Here is an 18,709-nt window from a genome sequence, read left to right as displayed (position 1 = left end):
TCCTATCTCGGAGGGCGTCCTTCGGGCTTGCGCAAATATCCCGGGGGAGGCCCGCAAGGGACGGGGGCAGAGCCCCCCGCTACCCCGATCAGAACCCTTCGCTGCCGTCGCCCTGCCAAGGCTTGGCGAGATCCGAGAAGCGCGTGAACTGGCTCTCGAAGGCCAATTCCACCGTGCCGATCGGCCCGTGACGCTGCTTGCCGAGGATCACCTCGGCCTTGCCGTGCACGCGCTCGGCCTTCTGCATCCATTCGGCGAATTTCGGGTCGTCTTCCGGTGGCTTGAGGCGTTCGTGATAATATTCGTCGCGATAGACGAACATCACCACGTCGGCATCCTGTTCGATCGAGCCGGATTCCCGAAGGTCGGAAAGCTGCGGGCGCTTGTCCTCGCGGCTTTCCACCGTCCGCGACAGCTGCGACAGCGCGACCACGGGGATGTTCAATTCCTTCGCGATGGCCTTCAGACCCATCGAGATCTCGCCGATCTCCTGCACGCGGTTATCGCCCCGGCCCGAGCCGCGCAGCAGCTGCAGGTAGTCGACGATCACCACGTCGAGCCCGTGCGTCCGCTTCAGCCGGCGGCAGCGCGCGGCGACCTGACCGATCGGCAGGGCGGGCGTGTCGTCGATATAGAGCGGGCATTTCTCCAGCGCTTTCGCGGCCTCGACGAAGCGGCGGAATTCGCTCTCCGTCATGTCGCCGCGCCGGATGCGCTCGGAGGGCACTTCGGAGGCTTCGGACAAGATACGCGCGGCCAGCTGTTCCGCGCTCATCTCGAGCGAGAAGAACCCGACAACGCCGCCTTCGATTGCGCCCTCGACCCCGTCGTGGCGCATGCCCTTCTTGTAGGCCTTGGCGATGTTGAAGGCGATGTTGGTCGCAAGCGAGGTTTTCCCCATCGAGGGACGCCCCGCGAGGATCAGCAAATCCGAAGGGTGGAAGCCACCGAGCTTCTTGTCGAGATCGCGCAGCCCCGTCGAGACGCCCGCCAGACCGCCATCGCGCTGATAGGCGGCATTGGCCGATTGCACGGCCTCGGTCACAGCGGACAGGAACGAGGTCCAGCCCTTCTGCGCCTGACCCTCTTCGGCCAAGGTGTAGAGCCGCTGTTCGGCCGCCGCGATCTGCTCTTTCGGATCGTCGTCGATCTGCGGTTTGCCCGCGCGCGACGAGATATCCTGACCCAGTTCGATCAGCCCGCGCCGCACCGCCATCTCGTAGATCATCAGCGCGTAGTCGCGCGCCGCATAGGCCGAGATTGCCGCCCCCGCCAGACGCGCCAGATAGGCTGGCCCGCCCAGTTCCTGAAGGCCCGCATCGTCCTCGAGATAGGCTTTCAGCGTCACCGGCGAGGCGAGCGCGTTCTTCTGGATCTTCGCCGCCGCCACCTCGTAGATTCGCTGGTGGACCGGCTCGTAGAAATGCTCCGGTTTGATGACGGAAGCGATCCGGTCGAAGATGTCGTTATTCGTGAGGATCGCACCCAGAAGCTGCTGTTCGGCTTCGATATTATGGGGCAGCGCGGTGCCCTCTGCGGGCAAATTTCCGGGCTGCCCCTCATCGGGGCGTTGTGCCTGATCGTTCATGTTCCTGCCTCGGTGTCCCCGTCCCTCAGGCGGTCTTTTAACCGCAGTCGGGGGGAATAGGAATCTGGATAAGATTGGGGAAAACCCCGCTGTTTCAGCGGAGTCTCCGGAATTTATAGTGTGCGGTCGCGACCGAACCTACCACATTTCGCGAGAGGGCGCGATTAGCGAGAGTCGCGGGCGAATATGCTCCCCAGAGCATCCACAGCTTCATCCACAGAAATCTCGGGCCGTTTCAGCCCTTGCGCGCGTCCTGCCACGGGCGCGGATCGCTCAGGAAGGCTTCGACCTCGTCGAGCGTCTCTTTCGAGAAGCTGCCCTGTTCGCGCGCCTCGGCCAGAACGTCCCACCAGGTACACAGGTGATGCAGCTCGACGCCATGCTCGCGCAGGTTCGGGACCGTCTCGGGGAAGATTCCGTAATAGAAGATCACCGCGGTATGGCCGCAGGTCGCGCCGGTGTCGCGGATCGCATCGACGAAGCTCAACTTCGAGCCGCCATCGGTCGTCAGATCCTCGACCAAGAGCACGCGCTGGCCCTCGGTCATCGCGCCTTCGATGCGCGCGTTGCGCCCGTAGCCCTTCGGCTTCTTGCGCACATAGGTCATCGGCAGTGCCAGACGCTCCGCCACCATCGCGGCGAAGGGAATGCCCGCCGTCTCGCCGCCCGCGATATTGTCGAACGCCTCGAAGCCGGCTTCGCGCATCACCGTCACGGCGAGGAAATCCATCAGCGTCGAGCGGATACGCGGGAAGGAGATCAGCTTGCGGCAATCGATATAGGTCGGCGAGGGCAGGCCGGAGGCGAGCGTGAAGGGCTCGTCGGCGTTGAAATGCACCGCTTCGATTTCCAGAAGCATCCGCGCGGTCAGGCGGGCGATTTCTTCTTTGCTGGGGAAGGAGCTGGGGATCATCATCTCGTCCTTATCAAGACTGGCTTCGGCTTGGTCTAAATATCCCCCTCGGAGCGTCCGCCGGCGGGCCTGGGAGCCTCCGGCGGGGATATTTGCGCCAAGGCGAAGATCAGCGTTTTACATGCCAATGGACCGGGAAACCCGGATCGAAGAGGGTGACGGGGCCCGCGCCGGTCTCGATCTTGGCGGGCCAGTCGTTGGGCTGGTCGGTCTTCTCGAGCGTGAGCGTCGCCTCGTTGACCGGAAGCCGGTAGAAGGCGGGGCCGTTACGCGAAGCGAAGGCCTCCAGTTTATCGAGAGCGTCCTCGGCCTCGAACACATGCGCCAGAAGCGGCATCGTGTTGGTCGCGGTGAAACAGCCCGCGCAGCCGCAGCCGCTTTCCTTGGCCGCGTCGACATGCGGCGCAGAGTCGGTGCCGAGGAAGAAATGCGGATTGCCCGAGGTCGCGGCGGCGACAAGCGCCAGCCGATGCGTCTCGCGCTTGGCGACCGGCAGGCAGTAGTAATGCGGCTTGATCCCGCCCACGAGGATATGGTTGCGGTTGATGATCAGGTGATGCGTGGTGATCGTTCCGCCCATGTCCTCGCTCTGCGAGGAGACGTAATCGACGCCGTCCTTGGTGGTGATATGCTCCATCACCACGCGCAAACCGGGCGTCGCGCGCCGGATCGGGTCGAGCACGGATTCGATGAACACGGCTTCGCGGTCGAAGATGTCGACTTCGGGGCGGGTCACTTCGCCATGGACGCAAAGCGGCAGGCCAATCTCGGCCATCTTCTCCAGCACGCCGCGCACCTTGTCGAAATCGCGCACACCGGAATCGGAGTTCGTCGTGGCGCCCGCCGGATAGAGCTTCACCGCCTTGACCAGCCCGGAGGCTGCGGCTTTGGCCACGTCTTCCGCGTCGGTCTTTTCGGTCAGGTAGAGCGTCATCAGCGGCTCGAAATCGCTCCCTTCCGGCAGCGCCTTCAGGATGCGCTCACGATAGGCGGCGGCATCGTCCCCGCGCACCACTGGCGGCACGAGGTTCGGCATGATGATCGCGCGGGCGAAATCGCGGGCGGTTTCGGGGGCGACACCTTCCAGCATCGCGCCATCGCGCAGATGCAGGTGCCAGTCATCGGGGCGGGGCAGGGTGATCGAGTTCATGGGAAAAGTCCTTAGCCCGAGGTCGCGCGCGAATCCAGAGGGTGCGCGCATGCCGCGCTGCAGCATATGCATGGCGGGGATGCGCAGATGGCGGTAGTAGAGGCAGCGAGGCTGACCTAAGTTCATCGCCAAGGGAGGAAACGAACCTGTACGCTAAACCCTCAGGAGGTTTCCATGGCATTCGTTACCACCGCCCATGGCGGACAATCGATCTTCGCTCGTATGGGCCAAGCAATCGCACAAGGCCTCGTCGCCTACATGGAGCGCCAGTCGCGCCAAGACCAAATCCGCGCGCTCGACGCGAAAAGCGACGCTGAGCTTGCCGATATGGGTCTGACCCGTGACGGCATCGTGCGCCACGTGTTCCGCGACCGTTTCTACATCTGAACCCGGTCCGGGGCGCCGAAGCGCCACGTATTGAAAAAGGGCGTGCCCCCCGCCGGGCGCGCCCTTTTTACATGTCTGCAATACTGTTCGGGGTTTCAGGCGGCGCCCGCGCGTTGCAACGGCTCGGGCAACTCGATCCCTTCTTCGGCGAGCTTCTGTGCGAGCGCTTCGTAGCGATTGCGGAATTTCGGGCGGTTCTGGCTCGTCCCGACCGCGCGGCACATGATCGCCTCCAGTACCGGACGGCGCGCCCTCCGCAGGTGGTCGAGCAGGCGGAAGACATAGCGTCTCGACAGCCGCCGCGCGCGGAAGAAAGTCCAGAACAGCGACGGGGTCAGCTTGCCAGCGCCAGCGGCGATCAGCACCTCGTCGAGAATATCCATGTCGAGCAGCGCCGTCGCCGGGTCCGGGCCGATATGCCGGCAGGGCATCAAGGATACGCAAGGCCGCGCGAACAGTGCTGCGTGCATCGCGTCGAGTCGCTCGAACGGGTCATAGAAAATGAACGCCTGCGCTACGCCGTCGAGCATCTCGGGCGCGAAGCCGTAGCGATCGGTAAAGGACATGCGGCGGGTCTGCGGGAAACGGTCGTCCCAGCCCGCGAGCGTCGGATCGAGCGTCGCCTGCGGGGCGAGCGCGACCACCGTGGCGCCGGGCGCCGCGACCGAGAAAGCCGCCGCCGCGTAGCCGCCGGGGCCCGCACCGTAGAAGACCACCCGGTCGAAATCTTCGAAGAAGGCCTCGTCGACGAGTCGGTCGAAATAGGCATAGACCGCCGAATCCCGGAACCAGCTTTCGTCCGAAGCGATCACGTTGAGCGCGGACCAGCCTTCGTCGCGGGCGATCTTGTAGCCGAAGGGCAGGGCCTCGTCGGCATCGGCCTCGATCTGGGCTCGGGTCTCGAAGCTGACGATCAGGACGGGCGAGTCGTCATGGAACAGCACCTCGTGATCGGTGCCGAGCGGCTCGTAATAGCCGGTCTCGTCCGCGATCTCTTCCAGCCGTGCGCGCCACTCCGTGTCTGCCTTGCTCACCTTCGCCTCTTTCAGCTTTCGTGCGCATCTCGCGGGTTGCGGATGCGGGCGGGACACCGCCAATTCTGCTCTCCCAACGTATCACCGCAAGAAAGGGGCACAAATAGGAGCCAAGCGAGGAATCTGCCGCCACATTTCTTAACCGGCGACAATTGGCCCATTTTCGGATGTTTGTTTACGGGTTTTCGGCCGCGGCCGCTTTTGCAAGGCGCACCATGAGCTTAGCGGCTTGAGGCGAGAGCGGGCGGCTCGGCGGGCACAGGAGAAGCCGGCCGAAAAGCCCGCGGTAGGCTTCTTCGCGCAAAAGCGTGCGGGCCCGCTCCTTGCGCCACAGAACTGCCGCATTGTGCAGGCGGGTCAGCTCGGGATCGGCGCTCAGCTCTGTAAGAGCGTCCTGCGTGCCCGCATCGTGGCGACGAATCGAATCGTCCTCCACCTCCGAGAAATTGCGCTCCACCCAGTAGGACATGTCGAAGGCGCCGGCCCGCCGGTTCGACCGGCCCCGGTCGCATTTCACGAGGTAGCCTTCCATCGACCCCAGCGGGTAATGGTTGAGCTGCACGAGGTCGTAGGGCGCGCTACCCGGTGGGGTGAACAGCTTCTGGCGCTGATAGTGCGGCGGCAGTTTGCGGCCCGATCCGTCGACCCAGAGCGTGTCTGCCAGCTTGTCGTCCTGTGGCGCGCGGGGGCGGTGAACGCCGAGCTTGGTATAGGCGCCGGTATTGGCAAACAGCGTCTTGAACATCGAGGCGCGCCACGGCCACAGCATGTCCGGCGGCGCGCAGCGGGGGAATTGCTGCGTGACGGGGCGATCCTCGAAGCCGACCACGCCGCAATTGCCGAACAGTCGCCATGTCATCGCGAAAGCGGTCGCCTGCGGGACGGCCTCGATCAGCGCGTCCAGCGTGCCGTCACCCGTCTTTATCGTGACGAATTCGTCAACGTCGATCACCGCGATCCAGTCGGCCTGCGCCACCAGCGGATGGGCATCGGCCTGTTTCAGCGCGGCCCATTGGGGGCCTTCCTTCCACGGGCCGGGATTGGGCACATGGGTCAGCCAGCCGATCTCCTGCAGCCGATCCAGCATCGCATCGGTGCCGTCGTCGCAGTCGTTGGAAAAGACAAGGAAATCCGTAAAGCCGATGGCGCGGTGATGGGCCAGCCATTCCAGCAGAAACGGGCCTTCATTCTTGACGGATGTGATCGCGAGCGCACGCATTGCGCCACTCTAGAGGGGCCGCGCGCGCTCGCAAGTGGTTGGGATCACACGGTGACGCGGCGCGGCAGGGCTGCCACGCTTGCAGCGATCTCTTCGGTGCCGTCGGTCAGCTCGAGGATTTCACGGCTCACGTCGGGGGTGTCGATCAGGGCCGCGAGCACCGCCGCGACATGGCCGCGCGCGACCGAGCCGTAATTCAGCGCATGGGCCAGCGCCACGCGCCCGTCGCCATCCTCATCCATCAAGGTGCCGGGGCGCAGGATGACATAGTCGACCCCGCTCGCCACCACGGCGGCATCGGCGGTCTTCTTCGCCAGCATGTAATGCTCGAAGCCCGGTTTGATCTCCTTGCCGCGCCCGGCATCGGGGAAGACCGAGACGAGGTAGAGCCGCGGCACGCTCATCCGGTTCATCGCGGCGATCACGTCGAGCGGCGCGTCGCCGTCGATCCGGGTGGTGCGTTCGAGCCCGGAGCCTGCAGCCCCCGCCGAGAAGACGACCGCGTCCTGTCCCTCGAACATCGGTTCGAAATCGCCCGCGGTGAGTTCCATGAGATCGCCCTGAACGGGTGTGGCTCCCATCGCGCGCAGGCTGTCGGCCTGTTCGGGTTTGCGGTGCAGCGCCGTAACCTCGTGGCCTGCGTCGATCAGAAGCGGGACCAGCCGATGCCCGACGCCGCCTGTCGCGCCGATGACGAAAATGCGTGCCATGTTTGGTATCCTTTCCTTTGACCGGAAAGCTAGGTCAGGGCGCGCCTGGGTAAAGGCGGCGCGCCTAGTGCGCGGCCTCGTCCGGAGCTTCGACGGTAAAGAAGAAATCCGCGGGCAGGTCTCGGGCATGCAGGTCGTCGGGGATTACGTGCGGGCCGGTGTTGAACACGGCAGAGCCGAAGACATGCAGCATCCGCGAGAGCGCCTCGAACCGCTCCGATGTCAGCGTCTCGTAGAACTCCCGCTGGTCGGGGCGCGCCATCAGCTCCGCGATCTTCGCACGGTGGCTGGCGACAGCGTGGTGATGCGCCGCCGCGATCTCGGGATCGGCCATCATCCGGTCGAACTCGGCGCGGGCCGCAGGCAGCATCCGCTGGATCGAGCGATCCTCGACCGCGTTATGGTTCATCCGGAACCAGTAGTTCAGCCCCTGATCGCGATCGACATGGTTCACCCGACCGCGGTCGCGCTTCACGAGGAAGCTCCCGGCCGAGCGTACCGCGTAATGGTTCAGCTGCACCCAGTCATAGCCATAGGTGTCGAGCGTCGAGCGCCAGCCATTGCGGAACATCTCGCGCGGCATCGGCTGGCCCGAGCCGTTGAGCCAGTTCACCTGATCCCAGAGGTCCGGGTTCAGCCCCTTGGGGCGGTGAACGCCCAGCTTCTTGTAGAGCGCGATATTGCGAAACAGCGTCTTGAAGCCCCAGGCCTGATGCGGTTTGCGCACGATCTCGGGGGCGCAGCGGGTGAATTGCCCGGTGATGAAGCTGTCCTCGTATGCGTGGACGTCGTTATTGCCGAACAGCCGCCAGGTGAGCGAGATCATGTTCGCCTCGCCCATCGCCTTATACAGCGATTTCAGCGTGCCGTCGCCGATCTTCACATTGATGAACTCGTCCACATCCATGCAGATCGACCAGCCCGCCTTGGTGATCACCGGCTCGGTCTCCGCCGCCGCCAGCGCCGCGTGCTGGGGCTTCATATCGACCATCGTGCGGAACGGGTTCTCGCGGTGCTGGACGTAGCCCTTGGCCTGCAGCAGATCGAGCATCGTATCGGTGCCGTCGGTGCAGTCGTTCGTATAGACGAGGAAATCATCCACCCCGATCGCGCGGTGATAGGCGATCCATTCGAGGATGAAGGGGCCTTCGTTCTTCATCGTGGTGACGACGGCGGTGCGGCCCGCCTCGACCGCCTGCGCGGGCGCGTCCTTCACCTTCGAGACCGGTGGGCGCACCGGCTTGAACCCCCAGACATCGCGCGACATCTGCAGCAGGCGCGGGTCTTCCACCAGCGAGGTCTTGGGGGCGAGTTCCGCGGGCGAGGTGCCCGGCACCCGCAGCGCCATCGCGCGCCAGAAGCCATAGGTCAGCCCCGGATCGGGGCGGCAATAGCTGACGCGCAGCAGCCGCCACGTATTGTCCAGTCCGGCCTTGGCCGGCGCGCAGCCCCAGCGCGCGATGCCGCGCCGGGCGTCGAACTGACGGCAGATATGGTCGGGAAAGCGCGCGGGCTGATCGTTGCGCACGCGCCAAGGGTAGATTCGGCGACCCACCAGAAGGATCACGCCGTTCTCGGCCTGTTGCGTGGCCTCGAAAGCCGAGGGCTGGCCCGGCTCGCGCGCCGCCAGAAGATCGGTCACGTCGAGCACCAGCACCGAGGCCGCCTTCGCGAAGAACCGCCATTTCGCGATCTCGAAGATCAGCGCCTGACCCAGCGGGCTCAGCTGCGGATCGGGGGCGGGCGGCTCCATCCGGTCCTTGCCGGGGGCGTCGGGCGCGAGGAAGACATGGTTCTCCGGTCCCATCCCCGGCTTGCCGAGCGGCAGCGGGCTTTCAAGGATCGCGACCGGCAGGTCCAGCTCGCGCAGCGCCATGCCCGCCTCCAGCGCGTCGGCGAAAGCTTCGCCGCTACCTGCCGGACTGCCCTCGGGCGCGCGGTTCACGATCACCGCGCCCGTTGCGCCGTGATGGTCGTGATGCCAGCAGAGCCAATCGAGCACCGTCTCGACGCTTTCCTCCAGCCGAAGCCCGAACAGACAGTCGCGGCCCTCGAACATGTCCCAATCTGGCGCGACAGGGGTGATCTCACGCAATTCCGGACCATCAGGCCCGGCCATCGCGGCCTGGATCGGTCCCGGCGCGGTCGGTTCATAGATCCCCATCACCGCGCCCGCGACATTGCGCGCCTCGGCCAGATGCGCGGCGCCGGGCACCGGGTCGAGGTTCAGATCCTCGGCCTGCGAAGGGGCGGCGAAGAAGGCGCGCAGATGGTGACGGGGACCGAGATCGGTCTCGTCGGTCCAGCCCACCGCGTCGAGCAGCGCGGGCTTGCCCGTTTGCGCCTCCATCCTGCGCAGGATCACTCGTTGCTTGCCCATGTCGATCTCGAAACTGCCTTTCGTTGCAACTAGCATGCAGGGGGCGACGCGATAAAGGCCACGCGAACCCGCGCGTCCGGGAATCGATGTCGCCTCCGAACGGGGCGATTTCGCGCGATGGGAATGGCGAAACCGGGGCAATCGCGGCGGAGCGCGCGCGACAGCGGATTAGACCGCGAAAAAAGCCCCCCAATGACGGCGCGGGGCGAGGCGCTTGCGTGAGCGCGTCGTGTGCTCTCAGAGCCCGAAAATACAGCCTTGCAGGAGGGTGGATCGGCGACCGGTGTGGTTCTCCTCACGCCCGCCTCACCGAGCCTGCCAGAAACGTGACCATTGGAACAGTTTGTCGCAGTTCAAACGCGATGAGTTTTGACCTAAGTCAAGTTCAGCACACGGATACTCCCATATCACAAGTGCATCGGGTTCTTGATCTCCCTGACGCGGTCGACGCCGCACAGAACCCGACCAGAGGAACAGACGTTCTCCCTCGTCTTTCCCCAAACGCGCCGCGGGTCTCCCTCCCGCGGCGCTTTAATTTTCAACCTCTGGAAAATCGCCCGCCGCACGCCACGGGCCATGAAAAAACCCTCCCGGTGAGGGGAGGGTTCAAACCGTCTCGGAAGGCTCGGCCGCTTATTTGGCCGGGGCGATCATCATCACCATCTGGCGGCCTTCGAGCTTGGGCATGTTCTCGACCTTGCCCAACTCGCCCACGTCGCTCCGGACGCGGTTGAGCAACTCGAGACCCAGATCCTGGTGCGCCATCTCGCGGCCGCGGAAGCGCAGGGTGACCTTCACCTTGTCGCCGTTCTCGAGGAACTTCACCACGTTGCGCATCTTGACGTCATAGTCGTGCACATCGGTGCCCGGGCGGAATTTGACTTCCTTGATCTCGATCGTCTTCTGCTTCTTGCGGGCTTCGGCTTCGCGCTTCTGCTGTTCGTATTTGAACTTGCCGAAATCCATGATCTTGCAGACGGGCGGGTTGGCGTTGGGCGAAATCTCCACGAGATCGAGCCCGGCCTCTTCGGCCATGGCCATCGCTTCGCGCGGGGAAACCACGCCGACATTCTCACCCTCTGCACCGATCAGGCGAATCTCGGGCGCGCGAATGCGTCCGTTCACTCGGGGGCCGGTATCACGGGTCGGCGGGGCGTTGTGGGGTCTGCGGGCTATGGTGGGAATCCTTCTGTAGCCATTGAGTAATTTCGGGCGGAAAAGATAGTCCCGAGTGCCGCCGTATTCAACCGCAAAGGCACGGGAACCGGGCAGGGAGGATCTGCGTTGTGTCCCGCCGGGCAGGGCCAAGGCGTTTGCCGCGCGATCGCGGGCCTCGCGGGCCGCTGCGTTCGAATATCGTGGTCGGGCGAAGAGGGCCCGCAGAGCAAGACAATCAAGGGAAATAGCGTGATGAACAAGCTTGTGGCAGCAGTGATCGTGGTGCTGGGGGTGGCCGCCGGACTGATCATCCTGAATACCGATATCTCGGACGGAACCGAAGCGACCGATGCGACGCCGGAGGCCGCTACGAGCGCCGAGAGCGCCGGAAAGACCATGGCCGACAAGGCCAGCGATGCGGTGAAATCCGCAAGCGAGTCGGTGAAGGCCGCCGCGGACAAGGCGACCCAAGCCGCTTCCGACGCGGCCGACAAGGCGACGCAGGCCGCCTCGGATGCCGCGGAAAGCATGAAGGACACGGCGGCAGGCGCGACGGATGCCGCCTCGAACGCGGCGTCGGATGCGGCGGATGCCGCGAAAGAGGCCGCGAAGAAGGGGGCCGATCAGGCGCAAAATGCTGCCTCCGATGCCGCCCAGGGCGCTGCCGATACCGTCTCGAAAGCGACCGATACAGCCAAGCAGGCGGCGAGCGACGCGACCAGCGCCGCCAAGGACGCCGCTTCGGCTGCGAACGAGGCTGCGAAAGCCACGATGAATTCCGCCAGCGATGCGGCCAGTGCTGCCGCCACCGATGCCGCGAAGGCCGCGACGGCGGCAGCGGAAGCGGCCGCGAAGGCTGCGAACGCGGCGGCGTCCGCCGCCAGCGGCGCGCAGGCCGATGCGAGCGAGACCGCGATCGAGGGGGCGAGTTCTGCGGCGCAAGCAGCCGCCGAGGCCGCCAGCCAAGCCGCGAATGCCGCCGCCGACGCCGCGGCCGCCGCCACCAATGCGACGCAGGCGGCAGCCCCCGCAGGCGCCGCGAGCGGTGGCGATACCCAGACGCCGGTGCAGGGCCAGGGCGTGATGAGCGCCGCGAAGGCGCTGACCGTGGAAGGGTTCGACGCCGACAGGGTGATCGACATCGTCGATACGTCCGAGCTGCCCGAGGCCACGAAGGCGCAGTTGCGCACGGCCGTGCAAAGCGCCCGCGACAATCCGCAACTCGTGGAAGGGGTGGTCGATCAGATCCGCGCGGCGCTCGGCTTCTGATCGCGCCGCTACCCCTCGAAAACCCCAAGGGTCGCGCGACATCCAATCGCGCGGCCCTTTTCTTTGCGCATTCCGCGGATCGGATGGGAACGCCTGCGCAAAGCCTCGCGTTCGATCTTCAACGAAAGGAGCCGTTCATGAGCACCCGTCTCGAATTGCAAAGTATCAGCCCCGTCACCCATGACACGCATCACCTCGTCTTCCCGCGCCCCGACGGGTTCGACTTCGACCCCGGTCAGGCGGTCGAGCTGAACCTCACCCGGGAGGGCTGGACCGACGAGAAGCGTCCCTTCACCTTCACGAACCCGGTGGACGGCGACACGCTGGAATTCGTCATCAAGTCCTATCCGGACCATGACGGCGTGACAGAGCAGATCGCGACGCTCAAGCCCGGCGAGGCGGTGGAAGTCTCCGACCCGTGGGGCGCTATCAAGGACAAGGGCCCCGGCACCTTCATCGCAGGCGGGGCGGGGGTGACGCCCTTCATCTCGATCCTGCGCGCGCGACTGGCCCGCGAAGGTACGCTGGAGGGTTGCCGCCTGATCTTCTCCAACAAGACCGAGGACGACATCATCCTGCGCGACGAGTTCGAGGCGATGTCGGGGCTGGAGACCGTCTGGACCGTGACCAAGCAGGACGATCCCGGCGCGGGCGTGCAAACCGCCAAGATCGATCGCGGCTTCCTCGCGCCCTATGTCGAGAAGGAGAGCGGCAAGTTCTATGTCTGCGGCCCCCACGAAATGGTGGACGAGCTCGAGGCCACGCTGAAAGAGCTCGGCGTCTCGCAAGATCGCATCGTCCGCGAAGATCTCGACTGACGCATCGCGATCACGCCTAAGTGGCCTCGGCCCGCGCATCCCGCGCTCTCCCGCCCCCTTGCCCCCGGTAAGGGGGCGGCCTAGTTTGCCCTCGCGCAAATTCTTGCCGAGTAAAGCCGACAGACAAGCCGGGGGTCCGCACGCATGGCCGAAAAACGCAGCATCTTCGAGGAAGTCGGAGCCGAGGGCAGTGCCAAACGGGCCGAGCCCAAGGGAGGCATGATCGACGCCAAACCGCGCGGCGCGCGCCGCGCGATCCGGATGTGGCTGTTCGTGCTGTTCACGCTGGTCGTGGCGATGATCGCGGTAGGCGGGGCAACGCGCCTCACCGATAGCGGTCTGTCGATCACGCGCTGGGACCCGATCTCGGGGGCGGTCCCGCCGATGAGCGATGCGGACTGGCAGGCGGAATTCACTCATTACAAAGAGAGCCCGCAGTTCAAATACATGAACCCGAACATGACCGTGTCCGAGTTCAAGGGCATCTTCTGGTGGGAATGGGGGCACCGGCAGCTGGGCCGCCTGATCGGCATGGTCTGGTTCATCGGCTTCATCGGCTTCTGGCTGACCAAGAAAATCCCGACCGGCTGGACGGGTCGACTGTTCAGTCTCGGGATACTGGGCGGTTTGCAGGGCGCGATCGGCTGGTGGATGGTGTCTTCGGGCCTCGTGGGGCGGATGACGTCGGTCGCCTCTTATCGTCTGGCCACGCATCTCGGCCTCGCTTTCATCATCCTTGGTCTGATCTCCTGGTTCGCGCTGCAACTCTCGCGCCCGGAATCGGCGCTGTTGCAGGCACGTAGACTGGCCGAACCGCGCCTGACCCGGATCGGCTCGGTGCTGATCGGGCTGGTTTTCGTGCAGATCCTTCTCGGCGCGCTGACCGCGGGCATCGATGCCGGGCTCGCTTTCCCGACATGGCCCTCGATGAACGGACAGTTCCTGCCGTCGGAGAGCTTCGATTACACGCCGATCTGGCGCAACTTCTTCGAGAACCCGGCGCTGGTGCAATTCATGCACCGGATGGTCGGCTATCTCGTCTTCGCCTCGGGCCTTTATGCCGCATGGCGCGCGCGCAGCTCGGCCCATCCGCGCACCAAGGAAGCCTTCGCGCTGATGGCCGCGATGATCTTCTTCCAGATGGTGCTGGGCATCAGCACCGCGCTTGAGCTGGTGAATTACTGGTGGCTGGGTCTCATCCATCAGTTCGGCGCCGTCATTACATGGGTCCTCGTGATCCGCGCGCGTCACATGGCGCGCTTCCCCCTTGTTCGTTCCATCCGGGAGGGCCGCGTATGAGCGCCTATCAGGACCTGCTCGCGCATCAGCGCGAAACCGAAGCGCTGGGCAATATCGCCGGGCTGCTGAGCTGGGATCAGGAAGTGATGATGCCGCGCGGCGCCGCCGATCAGCGCGCCGAGGAATCCGCGGCGCTGGAATCGGTGCTGCATGCGCGCCGCACCGATCCGCGTATCGAAGACTGGCTGGCCCGCGCCGAGGCCGACGACGCGGTGAGCGCGCGCATCCTCGATCTGGTCGGGCGCAGCTACAACCGCGCGACCCGTATCCCGGCGCGCCTCGCGACCGAGATGGCGCGGCTGACTTCTCTGTCCCAGGGCATCTGGGCCGAGGCCCGCGCCAACGAGGATGCCTCCGACTTCCTGCCGACGCTGGAAGAGGTTGTGCGCCTGAAGCGCGAGGAGGCGGAATGCCTGTCCGAGGGCAATCTCTACGACGCACTGCTCGACGACTATGAGCCGGGCGCGACGTCCAAGGAAATCGCCACCGTCTTCGACCGGATGCGCGGCCCGCTGGTGGAGTTGCGCGACCGGGTGCTGGGCTCGGAGGTCTCGCCGCAGCCCTTCGACAAGGTCTTCCCCGAGAACGCCCAGCTGCGGCTCGCGCGTAAATGCGCCTCCGCCTTCGGCTATGACTGGACGCGCGGGCGGCTGGATATGTCGGTCCACCCGTTCTCCTCGGGCGGCGGCGACGATGCGCGCATCACCACCCGCATCTCCGAAAGCGACCCGTTCGGCAATATCTACTCGACGATCCACGAGGTCGGCCACGCCACCTACGAGCAGGCGATCGACCCGGCTTATCGCTTCACGCCGCTGGGCCATGGCGTCTCGATGGGCGTGCATGAAAGCCAGAGCCGGATCTACGAGAACCAGCTTGGCCGCTCGGCCCCGTTCACCGGCTGGCTGCACCAGCGCATGACCGATGCGTTCGGCGATCTCGGCATGGACAGGGAGGCCTTCCACGCGCTGGTCAACCGCGTCGACATGGGCTTCATCCGCACGGAATCGGACGAGTTGAACTACAACCTCCACATCATGCTGCGCTTCGATCTGGAGCGCGATCTGATCTCGGGCAAGCTGGAGGTCGCCGATCTCGAAGAGGCGTGGAATGCCCGCTTCGAGCAGGATTTCGGCGTGAAGGTCACCAAGCCCAGCCAGGGTTTCCTGCAGGATGTACACTGGTCGGTGGGGCTGTTCGGCTATTTTCCGACCTATGCGCTCGGCAATGTCTATGCGGGCTGTCTCGACGAGGCGATGCGCGCGGTTACGCCCGGGATCGACGCAGCCCTCGCCGAGGGCGATGCGACGCCCGCGAAACAATGGCTCGACGAAAACCTGCGCGTCCACGGCGGGTTGCGCACGCCGCGCGAGACGATCCGGCATGCCTGCGGGTTCGAGCCGACCGAGACGCCGCTGCTGGCTTATCTCACGCGGAAATTCGAAGGCATCTACAAGCTGTGAGCCGAAGCGCTTGCCGAAAGGGCAGGCGCCTCCGGCGGGGATATTTGGGTCAAGAGGAAGGGGCGGGCGGCCCCTTCGACGATCTTAATTTCGCTCAGCGGTTTCCAGCTTTTCCAAGGCCGCCATCCAGAGTGCTTCGGCCTTCTCCATCGCCTGCGTCGCCTCGGTGTGCTTCGCTTGCCAGACCGCGAGGTCCTTTGCCTTTTCCGGCTCGTAAAGCGCGGGATCGGCGAGTTTCGCGTCGAGCTTCTCCAGCATGCCGCTAAGCTTCTCGACCCGGGCCTCGCAGTCGCGCACCTCGCGCTTCATTGCCGTCATCGCATCGCGGGAGAGCTTGGCCGTTTTCGGTGCTGCGGGCTTCGCGGGCTTGTCTTCGGGCGGCGGCGCCAGCAGCTCGGCGCGGTAGCTTTCCAGATCGCCCTGATAGGGCGCGACCGCGCCGCCTTTCACCAGCCAGAGCCGGTCCGCGACCAGGCCCAGCAGGTGCATGTCGTGGCTGACGAGGATCACCGCGCCGGAATATTCGGTGAGCGCAGTCACCAGCGCCTCGCGGCTCTCGATGTCGAGGTGGTTGGTCGGCTCGTCGAGGATCAAGAGATGCGGCGCGTCGAGCGTCGCCAGCAGGAGCGACAGCCGCGCCTTCTGCCCGCCCGAGAGCTTGCCCACCGCCGTCTCCGCCTGATCCGCGCCGAGGCCGAAGCCCGCGAGCCGCGCGCGCAGCTTGGCGGGATGCTCGTCGGGACGCTCGCGCTTGAGATGGGTCAGCGGCGTTTCCTTAAGGTCGAGCTCATCCACCTGATGCTGGGCGAAATAGCCGATCCGAAGCTTGGAGGACCGCGTGATCTTGCCCTCCATCACCTGAAGTTTGTCCGCCAAGAGCTTGGAAAGCGTGGATTTCCCCTCACCATTTCGACCCAGAAGCGCGATCCGGTCGTCCTGATCGATACGCAGGTTGAGACGCTTCAGGATCGCCGGGCCGCCATAGCCGACAGCGGCGCTTTCCATCGCGATGATCGGCGGCGAGAGCTGCTCGGGCTCGGGGAAGGTGAAGACCTGCTTGGCCGCTTCTTCCGGCGCGGTGATCGGCTCCATCTTCTCGAGCATCTTGACCCGCGCCTGCGCCTGCTTGGCCTTGGTGGCCTTCGCGCGGAACCGATCGACGAAGCTTTGCAGATGGGCCCGGCGCGCGTCCTGCTTCTTGGCCTGCGCGGCCTGCGCTTCGCGGCGCAGCCTGCGGGTGCGCGCGAAGGTGTCGTAGCCGCCCTGATAGAGGGTCAGTTGCTTGTCTTCGAGATGCAGGATCGAGCCCACCGCGCGATTCAGCAGATCGCGGTCGTGCGAGATCACGATCACCGTATGCGGGTAGCGGATCAGGTAGCTTTCCAGCCAGAGCGCGCCTTCGAGATCGAGATAGTTCGTCGGTTCGTCCAGAAGCAGCAGATCGGGCTGCGCGAAGAGCACGCCCGCCAGCGCCACGCGCATCCGCCAGCCGCCCGAGAAATCCGAACAGGGGCGCTTCTGCGCCTCCATGTCGAAGCCGAGCCCCTTCAGGATGGCGGAGGCCCGCGCCTCGCCCGACCATGCGTCGGTATCAGCGAGCCGCGCATGCACTTCGGCGATGCGATGCGGATCGGTCGCCGTCTCGGCCTCGGCTAGAAGACTGGCGCGTTCCTCATCGGCGGCCAGCACGGTGTCGAGCAGCGAGGTCGAAGAAGACGGCACCTCCTGCGCGACGCCGCCGACGCGGGCGCGCGAGGGCAGGGCGATCTCGCCGCCATCCAGCGTCAGCTCTCCCCGGATCAGCCTAAACAGCGTGGTCTTGCCCGCGCCGTTGGGGCCGACGAGGCCGACCTTGTGGCCTTCGGGGATCGTAGCGGAGGCGTTCGCAAAGAGCGGACGGCCTTCGATCGAAAAAGAGATATCGGAGATGCGCAACATGGGGCCTGACTTGGCGCAGGGGCGCGCGACAGTCAATCGCTGCTGCGCGCCGCGCCCCTTCGGCTTGGCAAAAATATCCCCGCCGGAGGCGTCCTTCGGCGCGTGACGCCCGGCGGCCCGCCGGTCTGCCTTGACCAAACGGTCACGAAACCGCGCTAGACTCGCCCCGGGCCCGCCCATGAGGGCTTTTCAAGCCAGCCCCTGCATGATAGCAGGCGCGGGATATTTCGGACCGGCTTTCCGGCCGCGAACACAAGGAAAGGGTCACACATGGCCATCGAACGCACGCTGAGCATCATCAAACCCGACGCGACCAAGCGCAACCTCACTGGCAAGATCAATGCCAAGTTCGAGGAAGCGGGTCTGCGCATCGTCGCGCAAAAGCGCATCCAGCTGACCATGGAACAGGCCGGCAAGTTCTATGAAGTGCACAAAGAGCGCCCCTTCTACGGCGAACTGTGCGAATTCATGGCGTCCGAGCCGGTCGTCGTTCAGGTCCTCGAAGGGGAAGGCGCGATCGCCAAGAACCGCGAAGTGATGGGCGCGACCAACCCGGCGGAAGCCGACGAGGGCACTATCCGCAAGGAATACGCGCTCTCCGTGGGTGAGAACTCGGTGCACGGCTCCGACGCTCCGGAAACCGCTGCGGAAGAAATCTCGTTCTTCTTCTCGGGTCTCGAGATCGTCGGCTGATCTAGCGTTTCGCGATCAGACCAATTTCCGAGAGGGCCGCGTCCAGCCGGGCGCGGCCCTTTTCTTTTGCGGAAGGCGCGGAGCTGTCCTCCGCTGCGATCCGCGCCTTGAGCGCGTCGAATTTCTTGCGGAATGCGGCCTTCTCCGCCCCGCGGCAGTCGTTCCACGGCCGACCCTGCAGCGCCATGTGCAGTGCGTAGTAACCGATGAAATGGGCGGGGTTCCCGGCCTCGATCCAGGCGGCATAGGCGGCGTCCGCTCCGATCTCGCGCAGGTCTTCCGCCGAGGTGATCCCGGCGCGCATGAAGCCTTCGGCGGTGGCGGGGCCGATCCCCTTGATGGAGGTGAGAGAGGTGCTCATCGTGCCGGACGGTCCTTCGGGCCGCGCGGCAAGGGCAGCGCGACGGATTGGCGGATCATCGCAGTCTGAAGCTGGGCTTCGCGCCACGCAAGAGCAGCGCGAAGGAGAGATCGAATGGCGGGCGGCGCGAAAACCGGCGGTGGATGAAGATGCCGGTTGCGGGGCCTGCCTGGGCCGCTATCATCGCGGCGCGAGAGAGGGCGTCAGATGGACGCCCAATCGTCGAATACGGTGCCGTTCTGTTGGGTCGTATTGCCCGTTTGGCCTTGTTGCTGGCCAGGGCGGTTCGTGCCGCCTTGCTGTTGCTGGCCTGATTGATTGCCCGATTG

General features: G+C 65.2%; 16 protein-coding genes. 6 read left to right on the top strand and 10 right to left on the bottom strand.

Going from position 1 to position 18,709, the window contains the following annotated elements; translation table 11 throughout:
- Nucleotides 1-88: 88 nt before the first annotated feature.
- From B6V73_RS02825 to pyrC, 3 genes are all read right to left on the bottom strand, one after another.
- Nucleotides 89-1,588 carry a replicative DNA helicase gene (locus tag B6V73_RS02825; protein ID WP_075775079.1) on the bottom strand — a complete coding sequence of 500 codons (1,500 nt, stop codon included), beginning with the start codon at nt 1,586-1,588 and terminating at the stop codon, nt 89-91.
- Nucleotides 1,589-1,823: 235 nt separating this feature from the next.
- Nucleotides 1,824-2,501, bottom strand: coding sequence for an orotate phosphoribosyltransferase (locus tag B6V73_RS02820; protein WP_075775149.1), 678 nt, complete (start codon nt 2,499-2,501; stop codon nt 1,824-1,826).
- A gap of 109 nt (nt 2,502-2,610) precedes the next feature.
- Nucleotides 2,611-3,651, bottom strand: coding sequence for a dihydroorotase (gene pyrC / locus B6V73_RS02815; RefSeq protein WP_088724448.1), 1,041 nt, complete (start codon nt 3,649-3,651; stop codon nt 2,611-2,613).
- A 174-nt stretch (nt 3,652-3,825) separates the two neighbouring features.
- Between pyrC and B6V73_RS02810 the strand changes: the two genes are divergently transcribed.
- The gene (locus B6V73_RS02810) at nt 3,826-4,038 is read left to right on the top strand and encodes a DUF1127 domain-containing protein (protein ID WP_075775077.1); all 213 of its coding nucleotides are present in this window, start codon (nt 3,826-3,828) and stop codon (nt 4,036-4,038) included.
- A 95-nt stretch (nt 4,039-4,133) separates the two neighbouring features.
- On the opposite strand, the gene B6V73_RS02805 is transcribed toward B6V73_RS02810, so the two are convergent.
- From B6V73_RS02805 to infC, 5 genes are all read right to left on the bottom strand, one after another.
- Entirely contained in the window at nt 4,134-5,072 is a 939-nt protein-coding gene (locus B6V73_RS02805) for a phosphoadenosine phosphosulfate reductase (RefSeq protein ID WP_240504086.1), read from the bottom strand.
- Between the two features lie 175 nt (nt 5,073-5,247).
- Nucleotides 5,248-6,291, bottom strand: a complete 1,044-nt coding sequence (locus tag B6V73_RS02800) for a glycosyltransferase family 2 protein (RefSeq protein WP_088724447.1) — start codon at nt 6,289-6,291, stop codon at nt 5,248-5,250.
- Between the two features lie 44 nt (nt 6,292-6,335).
- Nucleotides 6,336-7,001: an SDR family oxidoreductase gene (locus B6V73_RS02795; protein ID WP_088724446.1), complete on the bottom strand. Its 666-nt coding sequence runs from the start codon at nt 6,999-7,001 to the stop codon at nt 6,336-6,338.
- A gap of 64 nt (nt 7,002-7,065) precedes the next feature.
- The gene (locus tag B6V73_RS02790) at nt 7,066-9,381 is read right to left on the bottom strand and encodes a glycosyltransferase family 2 protein (RefSeq protein ID WP_088724445.1); all 2,316 of its coding nucleotides are present in this window, start codon (nt 9,379-9,381) and stop codon (nt 7,066-7,068) included.
- 633 nt (nt 9,382-10,014) lie between these two features.
- Entirely contained in the window at nt 10,015-10,557 is a 543-nt protein-coding gene (gene infC, locus B6V73_RS02785) for a translation initiation factor IF-3 (protein WP_075775147.1), read from the bottom strand.
- 234 nt (nt 10,558-10,791) lie between these two features.
- Between infC and B6V73_RS02780 the strand changes: the two genes are divergently transcribed.
- The 4 genes from B6V73_RS02780 to B6V73_RS02765 all read left to right on the top strand — a co-directional run bounded on the left by B6V73_RS02780 (nt 10,792) and on the right by B6V73_RS02765 (nt 15,388).
- Nucleotides 10,792-11,808 (top strand): hypothetical protein, encoded by a 1,017-nt coding sequence (locus B6V73_RS02780; RefSeq protein ID WP_088724444.1) that lies wholly within the window; start codon nt 10,792-10,794, stop codon nt 11,806-11,808.
- 137 nt (nt 11,809-11,945) lie between these two features.
- On the top strand, nt 11,946-12,626 hold the full coding sequence (locus B6V73_RS02775; RefSeq protein WP_088718435.1) for an FAD-binding oxidoreductase: 681 nt from the start codon (nt 11,946-11,948) through the stop codon (nt 12,624-12,626).
- A 144-nt stretch (nt 12,627-12,770) separates the two neighbouring features.
- Nucleotides 12,771-13,925, top strand: a complete 1,155-nt coding sequence (gene ctaA, locus B6V73_RS02770; RefSeq protein WP_088724443.1) for a heme A synthase — start codon at nt 12,771-12,773, stop codon at nt 13,923-13,925.
- Nucleotides 13,922-15,388: a carboxypeptidase M32 gene (locus tag B6V73_RS02765; RefSeq protein WP_088724442.1), complete on the top strand. Its 1,467-nt coding sequence runs from the start codon at nt 13,922-13,924 to the stop codon at nt 15,386-15,388. The genes ctaA and B6V73_RS02765 overlap by 4 nt, the downstream gene beginning before the upstream one ends.
- An 84-nt stretch (nt 15,389-15,472) precedes the next feature.
- On the opposite strand, the gene B6V73_RS02760 is transcribed toward B6V73_RS02765, so the two are convergent.
- On the bottom strand, nt 15,473-17,326 hold the full coding sequence (locus B6V73_RS02760; RefSeq protein ID WP_088724510.1) for an ABC-F family ATP-binding cassette domain-containing protein: 1,854 nt from the start codon (nt 17,324-17,326) through the stop codon (nt 15,473-15,475).
- A 270-nt stretch (nt 17,327-17,596) separates the two neighbouring features.
- Here B6V73_RS02760 and ndk point away from each other — a divergent pair, with 270 nt between their 5' ends.
- Nucleotides 17,597-18,019, top strand: coding sequence for a nucleoside-diphosphate kinase (ndk, locus tag B6V73_RS02755; protein WP_075775069.1), 423 nt, complete (start codon nt 17,597-17,599; stop codon nt 18,017-18,019).
- A 1-nt stretch (nt 18,020) separates the two neighbouring features.
- On the opposite strand, the gene B6V73_RS02750 is transcribed toward ndk, so the two are convergent.
- Complete coding sequence (locus tag B6V73_RS02750; protein ID WP_088718438.1) at nt 18,021-18,380, bottom strand: TfoX/Sxy family DNA transformation protein; 360 nt, start codon at nt 18,378-18,380, stop codon at nt 18,021-18,023.
- Nucleotides 18,381-18,709: the final 329 nt, after the last annotated feature.

Origin of the sequence: Thioclava sp. JM3, from assembly GCF_002213185.1 — a bacterium.
Lineage (GTDB): Bacteria > Pseudomonadota > Alphaproteobacteria > Rhodobacterales > Rhodobacteraceae > Thioclava > Thioclava nitratireducens.
This window is presented reverse-complemented; position numbering and strand designations above follow the sequence as displayed.

Bases quoted from the DNA above. Each gene is read 5' to 3' on its own strand.
- B6V73_RS02775 (WP_088718435.1), top strand. From the start codon at position 11,946: ATGAGCACCCGTCTCGAATTGCAAAGTATCAGCCCCGTCACCCATGAC.
- pyrC (WP_088724448.1), bottom strand. From the start codon at position 3,651: ATGAACTCGATCACCCTGCCCCGCCCCGATGACTGGCACCTGCATCTG.
- B6V73_RS02810 (WP_075775077.1), top strand. From the start codon at position 3,826: ATGGCATTCGTTACCACCGCCCATGGCGGACAATCGATCTTCGCTCGT.
- ctaA (WP_088724443.1), top strand. From the start codon at position 12,771: ATGGCCGAAAAACGCAGCATCTTCGAGGAAGTCGGAGCCGAGGGCAGT.
- B6V73_RS02800 (WP_088724447.1), bottom strand. From the start codon at position 6,291: ATGCGTGCGCTCGCGATCACATCCGTCAAGAATGAAGGCCCGTTTCTG.
- B6V73_RS02825 (WP_075775079.1), bottom strand. From the start codon at position 1,588: ATGAACGATCAGGCACAACGCCCCGATGAGGGGCAGCCCGGAAATTTG.
- B6V73_RS02820 (WP_075775149.1), bottom strand. From the start codon at position 2,501: ATGATCCCCAGCTCCTTCCCCAGCAAAGAAGAAATCGCCCGCCTGACC.
- B6V73_RS02790 (WP_088724445.1), bottom strand. From the start codon at position 9,381: ATGGGCAAGCAACGAGTGATCCTGCGCAGGATGGAGGCGCAAACGGGC.
- B6V73_RS02795 (WP_088724446.1), bottom strand. From the start codon at position 7,001: ATGGCACGCATTTTCGTCATCGGCGCGACAGGCGGCGTCGGGCATCGG.
- B6V73_RS02760 (WP_088724510.1), bottom strand. From the start codon at position 17,326: ATGTTGCGCATCTCCGATATCTCTTTTTCGATCGAAGGCCGTCCGCTC.
- B6V73_RS02750 (WP_088718438.1), bottom strand. From the start codon at position 18,380: ATGAGCACCTCTCTCACCTCCATCAAGGGGATCGGCCCCGCCACCGCC.
- B6V73_RS02780 (WP_088724444.1), top strand. From the start codon at position 10,792: ATGAACAAGCTTGTGGCAGCAGTGATCGTGGTGCTGGGGGTGGCCGCC.
- ndk (WP_075775069.1), top strand. From the start codon at position 17,597: ATGGCCATCGAACGCACGCTGAGCATCATCAAACCCGACGCGACCAAG.
- B6V73_RS02765 (WP_088724442.1), top strand. From the start codon at position 13,922: ATGAGCGCCTATCAGGACCTGCTCGCGCATCAGCGCGAAACCGAAGCG.